This window comes from Agriterribacter sp. (assembly GCF_035444585.1).
GTDB lineage: Bacteria > Bacteroidota > Bacteroidia > Chitinophagales > Chitinophagaceae > Agriterribacter.
This window is the reverse complement of sequence record NZ_DAOMOZ010000007.1, coordinates 19516-36196: the sequence shown is the minus strand read 5'-3', so window position 1 is coordinate 36196 and position 16681 is coordinate 19516. Positions and strand designations below refer to the sequence as shown.

The following is a 16681-nucleotide window of genomic DNA, read 5'->3' as shown; positions in this document are numbered from 1 at the left end:
ATCAACTGTCTTTATATGCAGAAAAGTTGTTGGCTATACAATTAATTTACGTAAAAATTTTGAGGTTTTCACCGCATCGTTTTCTTTGATAAGAACATCTATCTCGTTGTAGTGAGTATCCACTATATGCTCATATTTTTTCACCCATTCAATACTTTCCGAAATTGCATCCACCGCATCTTCCCGGTAGGGATACTGATCCATAGACAGCCATCCGGCATACCCTGTTTTCTTCAGCCAGAACAACAGCTCTACATAGCAGGTAAAATGCACACTGCTTACGATCATATCATCATCCCAGTTGCCATGGTTATCATTGAAATGCATGTGATATAAAAGATCACCTGCTCTTTTAGCCAGCACTACTGCTTCAGCTACATTTTCACCGGCATAAAAGCTATGCCCGGTATCTATGGTAATGCCTACATTGCTGCATCCTGTTTCTTTAGCTGCCAGAATAGTATCTGCCATCCTTGCATGATAAGAGAAATTGCGCGGTTCTTTGGGTTTGTATTCCAGGGCATATTTGATGGAAGGAAATTCAAGCGCCAGTGTTCTTGTATGTTCTGTCAGCCAGTTGCGTTCCTGATCGTAGTCTGCGGCCAGCAAATAATCATATCCATCCTGCCCCAGCCAAAGGTTCACTATTTCACAATTCATTTTCAACGCTATTTCACTCATCTCCCGCAGGTAATCTAATGCCCGCCGGCGTATAACCGCATCGGTGCTGGTAATACTGCCCCGGCCAAATTCAGGGATGGTAAAGGTGTCGGGAATAATGCTTGCACAGGCAATGCCGGCATCATTTAGCCTGCTTTTCATATCTTTTACATTATCAGGGCGTATATCCCATGTACCCACCAGTTCAATACCCTCAATATGGGGTACATTTTTAATGGCGGCTTTCAGCATATCTTCTGTAGACGGATTGCTTTTATAGCCCGGGCAAAACCTGTCTCTTGTATTTCCCAGGTTACCCAGGATAATAGCATACTTATTCTTCATGGCAATCATTTTTAATACCCTGATCAATTCTCATTAAAGCGCATGTTACATGCGCCATTCATAATTTTTCCATTTCCCCATTACTTTACCCAGATCTTCTACCTGTTCTTCACTGATCGGGATCATTTTTCCAAGGGTGGTAGACAACACCAGCGATTTGGCGCTGAACTCAGCAACTTCCAGATAATCAAACGCCTGTAATAGCTTATTCCCTGCTACTATCACACACTCATTTTTAACTACAACTACCGGTGTTTCCGCAGAAATGATAGCAGGAATTTTATCCATGCCTGCAAACTGTTCTCCAAACTCCACCATCCGCACATCCTGCAGGTATATCCATGTTTCAGGAATCGTTCTTACATTGAACTCTGTACCTGTTATTGCAAAAGAGGTAAGGTAGGACGATTGTGTAATTATGATAGCATTGATGTCTTTATGCTTCTCATAAATTGCCTGGTGCAGGTGGGCCGATTTGCAGGGGTGCTTCCCTTTTTCGCTTTGCCCTTTTCTAACCTGCACAATATCTTCAAGTCTCAGATCCCAGTTAGAGCAACCATCAGGAGTAATAAGAAAATCATCGTCTTCCCATCTTGCCGACACGGTTCCGTAAGCCCCCATGATTAAGCCATGCTCACAGGCACGTTTCACTATTTTACAGATTTCCAGTCTTTTTTCCCTTTCTTCTGAAGAGTGGCAAACATCATCCATTTCTGTATACGACGGCAATAGCTGATTGTCGAAAGCCGCCACCTGCTTATCCGACAAATAAGCCGGCTCTCCGATCATATTGCCATATAATATAGACCTGGCAGTCATTTCCAGTAATTCAAACTTCTGATAAGCATCCGACAAACTCTTTCCGCCAATTACCGTTCCGTGGTTTTCCATAATAACAGCTATAATACCCAGGCGGAACTGTTCCGCGATACTTTCTCCCAGCTCGGCGCTGCCGGGGATAGCATAGGGAGCATATCCAATTTCGCCACACAGCCGTTTTACCTGCGGAAGAATATTGGTATTGGGAATCTTCCTTGCGATACTGAAGGCCACTAACGCCGGCGGATGCGCATGAACAATGGCCTTAACATCCGGCTTGGCTTTATAGATAGCCTGATGAAAAGGAAATTCGGAAGATGGCTTCTGGTCGCCTATAACAGATCCATCTGATTTTATACAAACAATATCCGTGGATTTAAGCAACCCTTTATCTACGCCCGTTGGGGTAATCCAAATATCGCCGTTATCATCAATAACAGATAAGTTCCCGCCAGATGTAGTGGTTAAAATTCTTTTATAAATACGCTGCATTACGAGTCTGATCTGGTCCCTCGGATGCATGTATGTTGTATTAAGCAGGCTATCCATAAATTAATGCTAAATATTTATTCACGTCATTCAAGAAAACAAACTTAGAAATCAATATTAGCATTCCTATCCTGTTTTGACCTGCCTTTACAAGTAATTTTTCAAGGAATTACAGGTTGATTTACGGATATTTGGTTTGCTAAACTTCTGACCCGGCCTGTTCATAAATTGATCGTCTATGAAAGAATTAAAAGTCATTGATCTTATTTCGGTTGATCCTTATTCCAGTACATCCAAATACCTGCAGATAGCCAATGCTGTTTTAAAAGAAATTGAAAAAGGAAATATCAAAGCAGGCGACAATATGCCATCTATTAATGAATTAAGTATTGAACTTGATATCGCCCGTGATACCGTGGAAAGAGGATACAAGTACCTGAGAAAGCTGGGTGTTATTGATGCAGTACCAAGAAGGGGCTATTTTATAGAGAATACAGACTTCAGAAGACCCTTGCATGTTTTTTTGCTTTTTAATAAGCTCAGCACGCCTAAAAAGACGATTTACGATGCATTTGTAAATACACTGGGCGAGCAGGCAAGTATTGACTTTTATGTTTACAACAACGATTTTCATTTATTCAAACGTATGCTGGGGAACAACAAAGAACATTATACTCATTTTGTAATTATCCCGCATTTTGTAGAAGGTGGCGACAACGCGCATGATATTATTAATACCATTGCAAAAGATAAACTGGTATTGCTTGACAGAACCCCGCCCGGCGTAACCGGCGATTATGCGTCTGTATTAATAGATTTCGAAAATGATATTTATCAGGCGCTCAATGACGCTATTGAGCAACTGATCAAATACCATACTATCAATATTATTTTTCCGCACAACAGTTACTATCCCAGGGAAATACTAAAAGGTTTTACACTTTTTTGCCAGGATGCTACTTTCCAGTATAAAATAATCAATGATGTAAATGATGTGGAGATCAGGAAAGGGGAGGTATATATTAACCTTATTGAGGATGACCTGGTAACACTGATCGAAAAGATAAATACAACGAATTATATTATCGGAGAGGAAGTGGGTATAATATCTTATAATGAAACACCTATCAAAAAAGTTGTGCTGCGCGGCATCACCACTATTTCATCCGATTTCGGAGAGATGGGTATAATGGCTGCCAACGCAGTGCTATCCCAATCCATCAGGAAACAAAAAGTACCTTTCCGGCTTACACTCAGACCTTCGTTATAATTTATTAAGTACGCTGCGGCAGCGCTTAACGGATCGGCTTCCGGTAGACTACTTCTGCCCAGCAGCTTATTCCAACAAGAGGCTTTGCAAACTCAAAGCACTTGTCTTCCTCATCTGTACCCATACACCGGAATACATACCACACAGGTTTTCTGCCCAATGGATGTTCTTCATCATCGGGGTAACGACGAAGACCTAATCTCAATCCTCCGTCAAACCGATAATCCCGCCAGCTTTGATAATGAAAGCTCTTAACAGCATTCAATCCTTTTATCTTTTTCCAAACATATGCCATACTTGCTGCCTGATCCAGCAAAGCCTCCCGGGTATAATCACGCGAATTGGGACCTTGCTCACTAAGGTATAATAAGCGCAAATATTTGCCTTTGTAAAACGTATGCGGCTGATTCACCCATGCATTTATTACTTCCACATTCCGGAAAGTGATCATCTGCGTATCAAAACTAAAATCTGTACGCTCATCAAGCCAGGCTCTCGGCTCAAACAAAGATTGAGGAAAGGGATGATAACCGATACCCCAATCGAAGTCGCCTTCAAGAGCCGAATAATGTAACAATATTTCCAATAGCTGCTTCGGGCGATAGAAACGCTTAACCGGCGCCCAGTTCCAATTATGCGTTAAAGATATCAGTGTTTTAGCATGAGCATTGTATTTTCTTGCAGTGAGATATATGAGCCGCATAGAAGTGTGATAGGCATTCATGTACAAATCCGGATCTTTCTCTCCCATATTTGTCCAGGTCCATCCGGCATCCACTTCATTTTGAGCTATCCAATAATGAATACGCCCAAACTGTTTATCCGGGCGGCTGTAACGGGATGCTAAAAAATCAAGCGCTGCTCCGTAATACGCCATACCTGCTGCACTAAAGGTATTTGGCATACAGTAAACACCTGCCGGGTCACAATCCGGATGAGCCATTAACTTACCAATACCGGTGTCACTAAACTGAAAAGCCTGATCCACTAAAATTATCGCCGATACAATCAGCTTTCGTTTAGCAGCCTCCATCATCGTTCTATCCATTGCTTTAACCCATGATAGATTGGCATGATAGGTTTTCCCATTGTAAATAAAAGGCATGGATGTATCAGTTGCGTTACTATTGAAAAGACCCCTTAGCCAGATATTTACCGTGACAGCCGAAACGCCTAAAGAATCAATATCCTTTATCATTTCAGCATCTTTTGCATTAAAATCACCAAGCCCTTTCATATTGGCAGGCTGCTCATCAGGTAAATCGTATTTGGCTACAATACTATCAGGATAATGTGCATGAGACCGCATCCGCATTTTTCCGTTACTTTTTTCCATAATTACCCACTTGGAAAATAAGGCATCCCTTGTATGTTTGCCTTCCGTAACCTGTCTTTTCGTACGCAGGGAAAATTTCCCCTTTCGCGATATTTTAAATAAACGTTTTGTGTCAAAAGCCATATGGGCACGGGCATACAGCGGCAATTCCGCCAGATAAAAGTTTCCGCTACTTTTTATGAAGCCGGAAATTTTTACTTGTTTATCTGTAACAGTAACATCCGTAATTGAGTCCGGAAAAGTTGCGTTAAAGTATTGAGCCAGCTCCAACAGCTCCTGTTCATCGCGTATCCTGTTGTGTTCTTTATTTATGGCTTGATGCTGCTCAAAAGCATTCATCTCCCGAAAACGAATATTGCGTACCTGCATCCGGTAACCAGCCCTTTTCCCAATGCGAAAACGCATTACATCACCACGTTTACCCCAAACTTTTCGTTCACCGGAAAGATCAATGGTAAACACAGACCAACCTTCCATAATGCTCAATTCCAAAAAAACGGAAGCCACCTGCTTTCCACCGGATTCTAAAATCAATTCACCATCATCCAGAAAAACCGTAGAAAAATAATCAAATGAAAGCCGGCTAAACCCGGAAGGAAGATCGGCTGCCAGGGGCGCAAAGGAAATGACCGGGCTGTTTCCTTCTGCAACTATTTCATATACATTACCGGTTTGCAGCAACTTAATATCCTTTGCCCATTCGGGCTGCGGCAAAACAAAAACAGGATCTTCCGGTTCCTGAGCTATTGCTAATACCGGTATACAAAACAGTAATCCTGTAATAATAAATCTCATTGCCATTACCTAATAACTATAACTCAACCTTCCGATGGGCGCGCTGTCTCCACTAACATAATAATCCATGATATCACCGTAATGCGTAACGTTGTCGGCTATCTTAAATTGAAACGAACAATTTTTTTCCCGTAAGCCGAGTGCAGCCAGGGGTATAGCAACCTGCATCAGGTTTCCCTTTACAACATATTTTACTTTAGCCACCCGCTTCCAGTTGTAGCCGCCTGCAGAGCGTTCCAGCGAGGTAGTGCCCTTTGCTGAAGGTTTCCGATTGACGATGTACCGGTAACCTTCAAAGGAATCATCATTACTGTTATTCCCGATCAGGATATTCATCCAGTTCACATCTTTGCCGTTGTATGGAGTAATATCCGCCGCGGTTTTGATCATAAAGTAAACGTTCTTCTTATCATGCGCCACCTTTATTTCCGTAATATCATTTCTGTTGCTGCTGTCGGTATAACTCCCGGTTCCGGAAGCATTGCTGAAATTACGGGCAAGGGCATCTCCGGCTACATCAACATAAACGGCATCCACATCCCTCCAGTCATTTTCGGCAGCTTTGCGAATATCAATTGTTTTTGTTGCCCTGTGAGAAGGCCTGCCATCCGTTAATTTAAACTTCCGGATATTCCGAACCAATTGCAGATAAAAATTATCGTTATATCCGCCTTTCATCATTTCAATATCCCTGGAAAATTCATGGTTGTACACATCTACAAAAAACACCCCTTTGTTTCCATGCGCATTGGCATACTTAATAGCCATCCATTCATTGAAGGAAGTAATAAGCACCTGATCAATTTTTTTTTCACTGGCAAAAACGGCATCCCACATGGTTTGAAAATTAGCACCGGCCGTCCAGTCTGCTTCCACTTTTTTGGTAGCGTTATTATAGCCCCGGCTGCTTTCGGGGTGTTGGGCGCTGGCAGCAATGACGCTATGACTGTGCTGCGCAACAGGCACAGCTACAGTGCCGTTGTGATTCCACTGCGGGTATTGCCAGCTCATCCACGGAATAGAATACGGATTATAATCCCCATTGGGCCATTGCGATTCTCTCACATCAAAATATTCCTGCATGGCCGGCTTCACAAAATCTGTAAACTCATTGTACTTTGTCATGTCCGAAGCCTTCGCATTATTTTCCGTGATGCCTATTATCATGGGTTTGGCAACCGGACGGAACCACAGTTTATCATATTTACCCGATTTATAAAACTGGTTGTATAGATCATCAACCGTAGTACCGGATAAGCTGTTGGTATAAAAAACAATCTTAGGCACATTAAACCCCTGTTCCATAAAACGAAGTAATATGCCAAACAAATTTTCAATGGATCGGGTATAAACCACGCGGTTGGTTGCATCAATGCACAAATAATCCACACCGGCATTGGTAAGCAGTTCTATATGACGTGTTACTACCCAGGGATCGCTCATGCTATAATATCCATACAGCGGCTCACCCCAAAAATGAAATTCTCCCATCGGGCTTTCAGGTACTCCTTCAATATTATTCAAAGCAGCAGGATTAGTGTTCAGCAGCTTCTGAATATCATAGATACCTTTTTGTCCTCTTTTGTGCTGTCCCAGCCAGAGCGAATAAAAAACACCTACCGTTTTTTTCTCCCGCTGATATCCTGCAGCAGCACTAAAACTTCGCCCCAATGCATCTGTAGCCGAAAGGTTCAGTATGGAGTAGTACGCTTTATTCAATATTAAACTGTCACCATCCTGTGCCAACAGGGAATCTCTTAAGCCAATGATCAGTATAAAAAAAAGCAACAACAGTTTACCCATATACAAATCTATTTAGGTTAAATATAAATCCATATGAAATGTATTTTTGCTTTATCCATTACTTCTATTCATAAAGCTCAGGCATATCAGCAAGGGTACGTTCAAACATTTTTTTTCCTCCCTTTTCATTGGGGTGATGATAAATTTGCCAACCATAGCTCCCTGTATAATCTTCCCAGTACATCATGGATTTATCTACTTCTTTGCCATCGCCGGGCAGCGAAGTTGCCAGATCAAACCTGCAGCCTTTAACGCCTGATGTGCGCCGCACCTGATCAATAATCAGGTTTTCGGTCACGTGGGTACCACTTTCATTGCCCGGAATATTATTGAGAACAGGAATGGCTCCCTGCGACTTTATATAATTTACCAGTTGGGTTAATTTGGCCGTTGTATTTCCGCCATTGGTGCCAATTGTCACCATCACATATTTGGCTTCAATAAACGGCAGTTCATTTTTAATATAATCCAGTACCATGTCTATTTGTGCGCCACCCCGTCCGCTCGACATGGCATTACCTGCCATTTTACGAATGATCCGCTGTGTCCACGCCTGCGAAAAATCACTGGTTGGAAAATATCCTTCGGGCTGCGTAATAGAATCACCATACATCAGCAACTTCACTTTCTTTTTAAGTGCAGTAACAATAATATGCTTCACCAGCATAGAAGAACCGCCTGTTAATGCAAAGCAATAATAATCCCATTGCATGCCCACACTAAAACCGGTTTGTAAAGCGCCCTGCCCTGCTCCACCCTGTCCGTCATTTATAGCTATCACTTCTGCAGCTTCTCCGGTTAGTTCATCAACAATACGGATTTTGGCCTGCTGATAAATATGATATACTTCCACCAGATATTCCCGGTTGGCTTGCAAAAAACCAACTGCTTTTTCTTTAGCAGGGTTCGTAGCTATCGAAATACGTTTATTCGGCACATCCACACAAGCGCTAAAATCTCCTTCACTGCTGCGGAAAACAGCTTTGGCATCGGCCGAAAATTTTACCCTGTATCGAATCTTACGTTCTGCTACTGCATAAAATTTATTTAGTTTTACCAGGTTATTTTTTACCGTAATGTTCAACCCTTCGGCAGTATATACTCCGGCGCCATTTAAAAGTAATTCAGGAATAGAACTGCTATTGTTTAAGTACTTTTCAAAAAGTACCGCCTGGTTTTCCGCTGCGGGATAAGCAGTCGCCTTTACCGTGGATACAGACAACAGAGAAAATAAAACTGCGATCAACTGAATCATGTTCCGCCTCGTTTATTACTCAACCTTATACAGCTCGAACCCTTTTAAACCTATAGAAGTCCAGGGAAGTCCCGCTCCCCCGGCAAACTGATCGCGTATATTATATACCACACCAATATTAGCAGACGACGCTTCGGTCACCGTCAATATCAATTCGGCCATCTTGTTTTGCCAGGGCATCAGGTCCAGATACGCTAATGTACTTTCATCGGTTGATACAGTTGTATAATCGGGCAGTGATGGCGATCCATTACCGGCAACCACGCCATAAATATCAACAGGACCATCAGCTCCTCCCACTTCAATTTTCAACACGTACTTACCCGGCTGAACATCTACGGTCTGGAACACTTTACCGTTAGTAACGGGAGGTAATCCCCAAACAGGCGCTATGAATAAACTGAAGTTTCCGCCATCGTAGCTCACAACTGCATTTTCGCTATGTGTCCATCCTGCAACTTTTTGCATCCTAAATTCTCCCAAAGCAGGAAAAGGATTAGAGCCATCCCCGGTGAAAGGAGCTTTTGCATTTACCAATTCTACAGGGTTATCTGTAGTGTAACCATTTTCACTACTTATGTTCTGAATATTATAGGCATCAATTTCTGCAAATTCTGTTTGAGTAGCACCGGGGTCCCGTGATGCAAGAACAGTAACTTTAAAATACCTGGTGGTTACCGGCTGAGTAAGTGGTAAGCGCTGGCGAAAATAGCTTTCGCCCACTTCTGTCTGGAGTACCGGCGTCCAGTTGGTATTATCATCGCTTATTTCAAACCTGAGGTCTTTGGCGCCATTACCATTACCTGCGTGATTAACATAGTAGAACCCATCAACCAGTTTGGGGTTACCCATATCTACCACTACCCAATGGGGAGATGCACTGCCTGCCTGGGAGCGCCATGAAGTAAACGCATCATTGTCTATAATCAGTTCAGCTGCTTTTCCTGCTTCCTCATCAGATGCTCCTGCAATGATCCAGTTTTCCTTTCCAAAGTTTAGCAGCAAAGCAGTTTTTAAGTCCATAGGTGCAGAATAAAACTCATCAATTGCTTCCGCATTGGGTTTAAATACAGAATAATAGTAATTGGATTGTTCAAGATCAATATTGTTCACCTGAACAGCAGTCTCCGATTCGCTTATCATAACACTGTCTTTGGTACCGGTTGTTGTAGTGAACACCACGCGTACACCCACTTCATTTGATACAGCAGCGCCAAATTTCAGTTCTATTGAGTTAGCTGAATTATTGATTTGATCAACCCACTTCCTTGGTGTCAATCCACTTTCATATTTTGAGCCGTACACTTGTACTCTTATACCTCTTGGATCAGAAGTAACACCTTCACCATTTATGGTTACCACCCGAAGCATTTGTTCATTCTCCGGCAATTCTTCCACTATAACGCTTTGTACGGCACCGGGGTCGGAGACGGTAAATTCCTTGAAATTACCGCTACCAAAAAAAACCTTGCCTGTTTTGGCATCCCCGGGTACCTGAAATTCTACCTTCGCACGGTTCTTTCCTGAGTAGGCTTTCAATCCGTCAACGGGTAAAGGAGCATTAGCCTGGTCTTTTTTACAACTAAAGAAAATAAAAATAGTTGTTAGAAACAGCGTTAGAAAAATTAAACTAGGGATCCTTTTCATATTCAAAAATTTAACAGATAGTTTATATAGATTACTGCCAGGCCTTAGGTTGCAGCATGCTGGTCATTTTTTTAGCGTCTTCCAGCGGGATTGGCATCACCAGGTATTTATCCGTATAAGATTGATAGTCGCGTATCTTCTTGCGCTGATAGCTGAACTGGCCATTGCCTCCTTTTGTAATCCGCATACCTGTAATAAACCGGTTGGTTTCATTGAGTATCTTCCAGCGGCGCTGATCGATGAACCGATATTGCCCTTCCAGGCAATATTCTACCCTGCGCTCATTGCGGATACGTTCACGAAGAAATTCCTGTGTATTGGCAAAGCCGGGTACATCCTGTATCCTGGGTTGTAAAGCCCTTTCCCTGATAACATTCAAAGCGGTAGCAGCAGCGTCAGGATCGCCCAGTTCACACAGCGCTTCAGCCTTTTGCAAATAAAACTCCGCAAGCCGGAAAAGCACCCAATGCGTTGGTTCGTTACCTTCTCCGCTATTGCCTGGTCCCCAGTATTTAACCTGTTTATCTTTACCGCTGTAATAACCTGGGCAGGAACGTTGTGTTTCCTGTGAGATCACATCATTAAAACCATTACGTCCTCCTACAAAAGTTTCAATAATGTAGGGCTCGGTACAATTATACGGTACGCCATAGTTATACATGTTGTGAACAATGTTTATATAGAAGCGGGCATCACGGTTGCTGTACGGATCGCCGCCGGTTGCTTCGCTATAGCCTAATGCAGCCGCTTCAGGCGTAACAGTAACAGTTGTATGGGTTGCATCATTATACGTTACAGGCAAAGCGCCGTTGGTCATCTCAAAAGCATCCACCAGTTCCTGGCTGGGCGATTCTCCGCAATTCCACATGTGGCTGATGCTGGCAAAAGGATAACTTCCCACATCCACCCCATTTGTATTGTTAATATGCGAGTTATCAGTCCATGCGCGCCAGATGATCTCATCAACCGGTGTAGTATTTGCACCAATGAACAACCTTTTATATTCCGACATGGGCACTAACCGGTAAGAAGGCAAGTCAATCACATCCTGTGCAGCATCGGCGGCGCGCTGCCATTTGGTTCTGTCATTTTCAGGATTATTAAGCGGGCTTGCATTATACAATAGCAGGCGTGCACGAATGGCGTAAGCGATGCCATTGGTTACACGCTTTGCATCTACCGCCCCCACCCGGGGTTTAAAAATATTGGCATTAATAACATCAAGCAGTTCACTCTCGAGCCGGGTAACAATTTCATCATAACCCGGGCGCACCAGTTCATTCCAACCTGCATAATTAGGCTCTATAGGTTCTTCTATCCAGGGCATAGGACCGTAAAATTCAAGTAGCTGCATGTAATACCAGCAGCGCAGCACGCGGGCTTCCGCTATCCATTCTGCACGCTGCTCCTCGGTAATAACCGTTGATTGCGGTAAATATTTAATGGCATTGTTAGCAAGCCTTATGCCCCGCCAGAAATCAGACCATAACTGGTCATTCGGTGAAGACCAGTCCCAGGTGATAACAGGATCAGACAAAGACAAAGAACCATTATGCCAGCGGTATGGATTATAAGTAGCCGCCCAAAACGCGTTGTCGGTAAGGCTTTCCAAAGGACTGAAAACAAAAGCGATCTGGTCGCGGGCCTGGTAAACTTCGTTATAGGCCGCATCTATGAGGCCTTTGCTGCGCGCGAAATCATTCAGCACCTTATCAATAGTAGTTTGACCATCCGGCGTTTTTTCCAATACTTTTTCGCAGCCATTCAGGAAAACAATCACTAACCCCATTATTATGGTCAGGCATATCTTTTTCATAATTTTCAAATTTTGTAGATAACACATTTAGAAGGATATATTTATCCCAACGTTATAGGCTTTAAAAACAGGGTACAACAATTCGTTATTTTGTTCAGGGTCCTGGTATTTTACAGGATACCTGTCAAAGGTGAGCAAATTCAGCCCGTTGGCATAAATACGCACAGCCGAAGACCCTATTTTACGGGATATTCCTATAGGCAACGTAAATCCAATTTCTGCGTTTCTCAATCGTATATAACTGCCATCAACATACCAAAAATCAGAAACCAGTTTGCTGGCGCTGCTTGCAGGGTCCAGCCGTGGATAGGTTATGGGCAGTCCCGCATCGTAACGCTCCTGGCTCCAGGCCTCCTTATGCCATTGGTTGAAATTATTGGTTTCCCATATTCTCTGACCGGTCAAAAGATAACTCCTGCCTGCCACACCCTGCCACATCATGCTAAAGTCAAAACTTTTATACCGCACACTGAAAGCCCCGCCAAATGTCCATTCGGGCATTTCCGGATCGCCGATCGGCACCTGGTCTTCTTCAGTAAGAATTCCATCGCCGTTCATGTCTTTGTATTTAATATCTCCTAATTGAGGCGTAGCGCCAATACCTGATTGATCGTACCAGTCTTCAATCTCTTTTTCCGAATTGAAGAAACCTGCCGTTTCGTAACCGAAAGGCTGACCTAAACGATACCCTGTGCTGCGCAAACGATACGCATATCCTTCAGGCAGTAACACTTCACTCAAATACAGCACCTTATTGCGGTTAAATGCGGCGTTAACCTTTACATCAATACGCAGATCCTGCCGGATGCTTTTCTGATAGCCCAATACCACCTCAAAACCTTTATTTTCAATTTCACCCGCGTTTATTTTTGGAATAATGCCGGAGGCAAAAACACCGCCCGTACCAAATACACCTGTTGGCACCAGCCCGGTTGCAGAGATCAGGATATTATTACGCCTTTCGTAGAATATATCTCCTTCAAAACTAAAGTCGCCGAAAAGGCGGGTTTCCAGCCCCACATTGAATTTATTGGCTTTTTCCCATCCCAGCTCATCATTTCCGATCTGTGATTCATAGCTGCCGTTCCATAAGGTAAGAAAAGCAAAGCGGGAGCCGTTCATATTGTCGTTACCCACCTGCCCGTATGAAGCTCTCAGCTTGGCAAACGTAAGCCAGGGCAAAGCCCTGTTTACAAATTCTTCATTTGAAGCGACCCATCCCACCGAAACGGAAGGAAAGAAGCCCATCTTATTTCCGGGAGCGAACTGTTCCGATCCATTGTATCCAAAATTCACTTCTGCGAGGTATTTATCATCATAACCATAGGTGGCGCGTCCTACGATACCAATATAATTGTAAGGAAGCTCTATATTGACAGTCCGCTGATAACGATTAAACAGCACCATACCTGTAACATCATGCTTGCCGAACGAACGGTTATAGTTGAGCGAAGCGTCAATGTTCAAAAGATTCCATTGAGATTGATTCTGGGCATCCGCCAAGGCACTGTTGATATTGGTACCTGTAGGCTCGTAAATGACCTGGTCAGGATTGTTCGGATCGCTTTTTGCTTCGTATAACTGGTAAGATCTTTGTCTTACCTGCTGGTTAATGGATGTAGCGTCATAGGAAGCTATTGCTCTTGCCGATAATCCTTCGGTAATAAAATCAAGTTTTTGCTCTACCCCCAGCGATGCTGTAATCTGATTGGTAAGGGTATTGCGAAAGCCGGAGCGGTTTAGCATACCGTATGGCACATTATTAATGTTTCCCCCTTTCAGCGGAGTAGAGAGCACTTCCCCGTCGGGCGTTTTGTCGTTGTGATAATTACTGGGCGTTTGAAGCAGGGATCCGATCACAACAGAGTAGCCATTAACATCATTCAGATACGCGCCATTGTTGGGCACCACAACAGGATCATTCTTCTTCTGCATATATCCGCTTACATTGAGAAACATTTTTAAAGAAGAGTTGATATCAATATCAAAATTGGAACGGAAGTTGACACGGTTAGCTTTTGAATCAGGACTGTAATCATATTCTGAAAATTTCTCTGTTTTGAAAATGCCCTCCTGAAAGAGATATCCGACTGTAGTGAAGTAGCGCATTTTTTCACTGCCTCCACTCACATTAACATTGGCCCTGCGCATAGGAAAAGCATCCTTCATAAACTCATGCACAAAATCCCTCACCGGATACAATTCCGGGAAATTGCCTAACCTGTAATGTTCCAGAGCGGCATCATCATAAATAGGCTGTCTTCCGTTCTGAACTTCCACCTGGTTGCGCAATAAAGCATAGTCATAAGAACTCGTCATTTCGGGTAGTCGCGTGGGCGCCTGCCAGCTTTGTTCCATTGTAACATCAATAATCGGTTTACCTGCATGTCCCCTGCGGGTGGTTATCATGATCACGCCATTAGCACCACGCACACCATAAACTGCAGTCGCCGAAGCGTCTTTCAGAATAGAGATGGTTTCCACTTCCCTCGGATCAAGTGCCATAAAATCCCGCGGCACACCGTCAACAAGTATTAATGGCTCCTGTCCGTTGATGGTACTTCGGCCGCGTATATAAAATTCCATTTGTTCCCCTCCCGGAACCCCCGACCGCTGGAGCACACTTAAGCCGGGAAGCCGGCCCGCCAGGGCAATACCGATATTGGAAGCAGGTGTTTGCCGCAATCCGGTAGCATTCATCGTTGATATGGCAGCTACTACACTTACCTTTCTCTGTTTTCCATAACCTACCACTACCACATCGGATAACTCCGTTGATGCAGAAAACATTTGCACAACCAGACCTGTATATGCTCCTACCAATAAAGTAGTGGGTGTATAGCCCACATGGGTGAACGATAATGTTTGGTTCAGCCTGGCCGCAATAGAAAACTGACCTTCGTTCCCGGTTTTTGTAGAAACATCGGAGCCTACCACGGTAACCGTAGCTCCCGTAATAGGTGCACCGCTAAGCGAATCAACCAGCTTACCTGATACGTTCTGCGCAGCTACCTGTTGTATGCCGGCACAGAAGAATAATACAATAGAAAATAAAAAGAGGGAGGGGCATTTTGATTTTAAGCAATCGTTTGGCATATCTTTTAAAAATTAGCTTTGTAAAATCGAATTTTTCAATTCTGCAATAAATATAGAAAGCTATTTTTTCATTCTTGACCTGACCTGTACCGAAAAACAATAAAATATTTATTTTTTTTGAGTTTCATTTATGACTTCTGTTAAACTGATAATTACAATTTTTTCAGATAAACAAAAACAAGCGCTTTAAAAATATCTTTTGTCATATTGCGCCTCATACCTGCTTTGTAATTCTAATAAGTATCTTTACAAAAAAACTACGCGTGATAGAAATTGATAACGTTCTGGTAAGCGATGATGTGGTAAAAGCGCAATTTGTTTGCGACCTCGCGAAATGCAAAGGGGGATGTTGCGAAGACGGGGATGCCGGTGCTCCCCTGACCGGTGAAGAAACAGAAACGCTCAATGAAATTTTTGAGAAAGTAAAGCCCTATCTTACCGGGGAAGGACTGGAAGAGATTGAAAAAAGAGGCAGATATTATTATGATAAGGACTTTGGCTGGGTAACCCCCACTGTTAATGGAAAGATCTGCGCTTACGGACATCGCGACAGTAAAGGCATTATTAAATGTGGTATAGAACAGGCCTATTTAGATGGTAAGATACAATGGAAGAAACCCATAAGCTGCCATTTGTATCCCATTAAAACAAAAAAAACGAGAACCTGTGAACTGGTAAATTATGAACCCCGGGAAACCCTGTGCAATCCCGCCTGCCGGTTGGGGAAAAAGCTTGAGGTTCCCGTTTATGTTTTTCTGAAAGAAGCATTGATAAGAAAGTTCGGAGAAGAATTTTACGGCGTGCTTGACCGCGCCGCAAAACAATATTACGACAAGCATGACTGAACAGAGATCTACATTTATCGCCAAAAGTACCATCAAGGCAGCCGACCTTGAGCATCGCCGCACCATCAATCATAACATCAGTAAGTATAATGCTGCTGTACCTGCGGGTAAGCTGCAGTTCTGCGACCTGACCCTGGCCAGGGAAAGAGCAAAGAATGTGAAATGGAGAGCCATAGAAACACTGGACCAGCAATTAGAGGAATTTGAAAGACAGTTTACAGCAAGAGGCGGTAAGGTAATATGGGCGGAAACCGCAGCGCAGGCTTTAGATGAAATACTAACGATCTGCAAAGCAAGAGCATGTAAAACCGTTGTGAAAAGCAAGAGCATGGTTACGGAAGAAATTCACCTGAACGCTTTTCTGCAAAAAAATGGCATAGAAAGCATAGAAACAGACCTTGGAGAATATATACAACAGTTAGACGGCGAAGCACCTTACCATATTGTTACCCCCGCTATGCATAAAAGCAAAGCGGATATCGCTAAGCTTTTTTCAGAAAAGCTA

11 protein-coding genes are annotated in these 16681 nt (G+C 43.2%); 3 read left to right on the top strand and 8 right to left on the bottom strand.

Annotated elements, in window-relative coordinates; all coding sequences use genetic code 11:
• Window positions 1-33: 33 nt before the first annotated feature.
• Both PLH26_RS01415 and PLH26_RS01410 read right to left on the bottom strand, forming a co-directional pair.
• Window positions 34-1005: a sugar phosphate isomerase/epimerase family protein gene (locus PLH26_RS01415; RefSeq protein ID WP_324584188.1), complete on the bottom strand. Its 972-nt coding sequence runs from the start codon at window positions 1003-1005 to the stop codon at window positions 34-36.
• Between the two features lie 45 nt (window positions 1006-1050).
• The gene (locus PLH26_RS01410) at window positions 1051-2373 is read right to left on the bottom strand and encodes a class II aldolase/adducin family protein (RefSeq protein ID WP_324584187.1); all 1323 of its coding nucleotides are present in this window, start codon (window positions 2371-2373) and stop codon (window positions 1051-1053) included.
• Between the two features lie 178 nt (window positions 2374-2551).
• Here PLH26_RS01410 and PLH26_RS01405 point away from each other — a divergent pair, with 178 nt between their 5' ends.
• On the top strand, window positions 2552-3583 hold the full coding sequence (locus tag PLH26_RS01405) for a GntR family transcriptional regulator (RefSeq protein WP_324584186.1): 1032 nt from the start codon (window positions 2552-2554) through the stop codon (window positions 3581-3583).
• A gap of 25 nt (window positions 3584-3608) precedes the next feature.
• On the opposite strand, the gene PLH26_RS01400 is transcribed toward PLH26_RS01405, so the two are convergent.
• The 6 genes from PLH26_RS01400 to PLH26_RS01375 form a co-directional block, all read right to left on the bottom strand.
• Entirely contained in the window at window positions 3609-5714 is a 2106-nt protein-coding gene (locus PLH26_RS01400) for a DUF5722 domain-containing protein (protein ID WP_324584185.1), read from the bottom strand.
• A gap of 9 nt (window positions 5715-5723) precedes the next feature.
• Window positions 5724-7517, bottom strand: a complete 1794-nt coding sequence (locus PLH26_RS01395) for a hypothetical protein (protein ID WP_324584184.1) — start codon at window positions 7515-7517, stop codon at window positions 5724-5726.
• 64 nt (window positions 7518-7581) lie between these two features.
• Window positions 7582-8772, bottom strand: a complete 1191-nt coding sequence (locus tag PLH26_RS01390; RefSeq protein ID WP_324584183.1) for an SGNH/GDSL hydrolase family protein — start codon at window positions 8770-8772, stop codon at window positions 7582-7584.
• 15 nt (window positions 8773-8787) lie between these two features.
• Window positions 8788-10419 carry a DUF4998 domain-containing protein gene (locus PLH26_RS01385; RefSeq protein ID WP_324584182.1) on the bottom strand — a complete coding sequence of 544 codons (1632 nt, stop codon included), beginning with the start codon at window positions 10417-10419 and terminating at the stop codon, window positions 8788-8790.
• Window positions 10420-10450: 31 nt separating this feature from the next.
• Window positions 10451-12235 carry a RagB/SusD family nutrient uptake outer membrane protein gene (locus PLH26_RS01380; protein WP_324584181.1) on the bottom strand — a complete coding sequence of 595 codons (1785 nt, stop codon included), beginning with the start codon at window positions 12233-12235 and terminating at the stop codon, window positions 10451-10453.
• A gap of 27 nt (window positions 12236-12262) precedes the next feature.
• Window positions 12263-15331, bottom strand: a complete 3069-nt coding sequence (locus PLH26_RS01375; protein ID WP_324584180.1) for a SusC/RagA family TonB-linked outer membrane protein — start codon at window positions 15329-15331, stop codon at window positions 12263-12265.
• A 263-nt stretch (window positions 15332-15594) separates the two neighbouring features.
• On the opposite strand from PLH26_RS01375, the gene PLH26_RS01370 reads away from it, so the two are divergent.
• Both PLH26_RS01370 and PLH26_RS01365 read left to right on the top strand, forming a co-directional pair.
• Entirely contained in the window at window positions 15595-16176 is a 582-nt protein-coding gene (locus PLH26_RS01370; protein WP_324584179.1) for a DUF3109 family protein, read from the top strand.
• The coding region (locus tag PLH26_RS01365; RefSeq protein ID WP_324584178.1) for an LUD domain-containing protein at window positions 16169-16681 on the top strand (513 nt) is incomplete at its 3' end. The genes PLH26_RS01370 and PLH26_RS01365, both read left to right, overlap by 8 nt.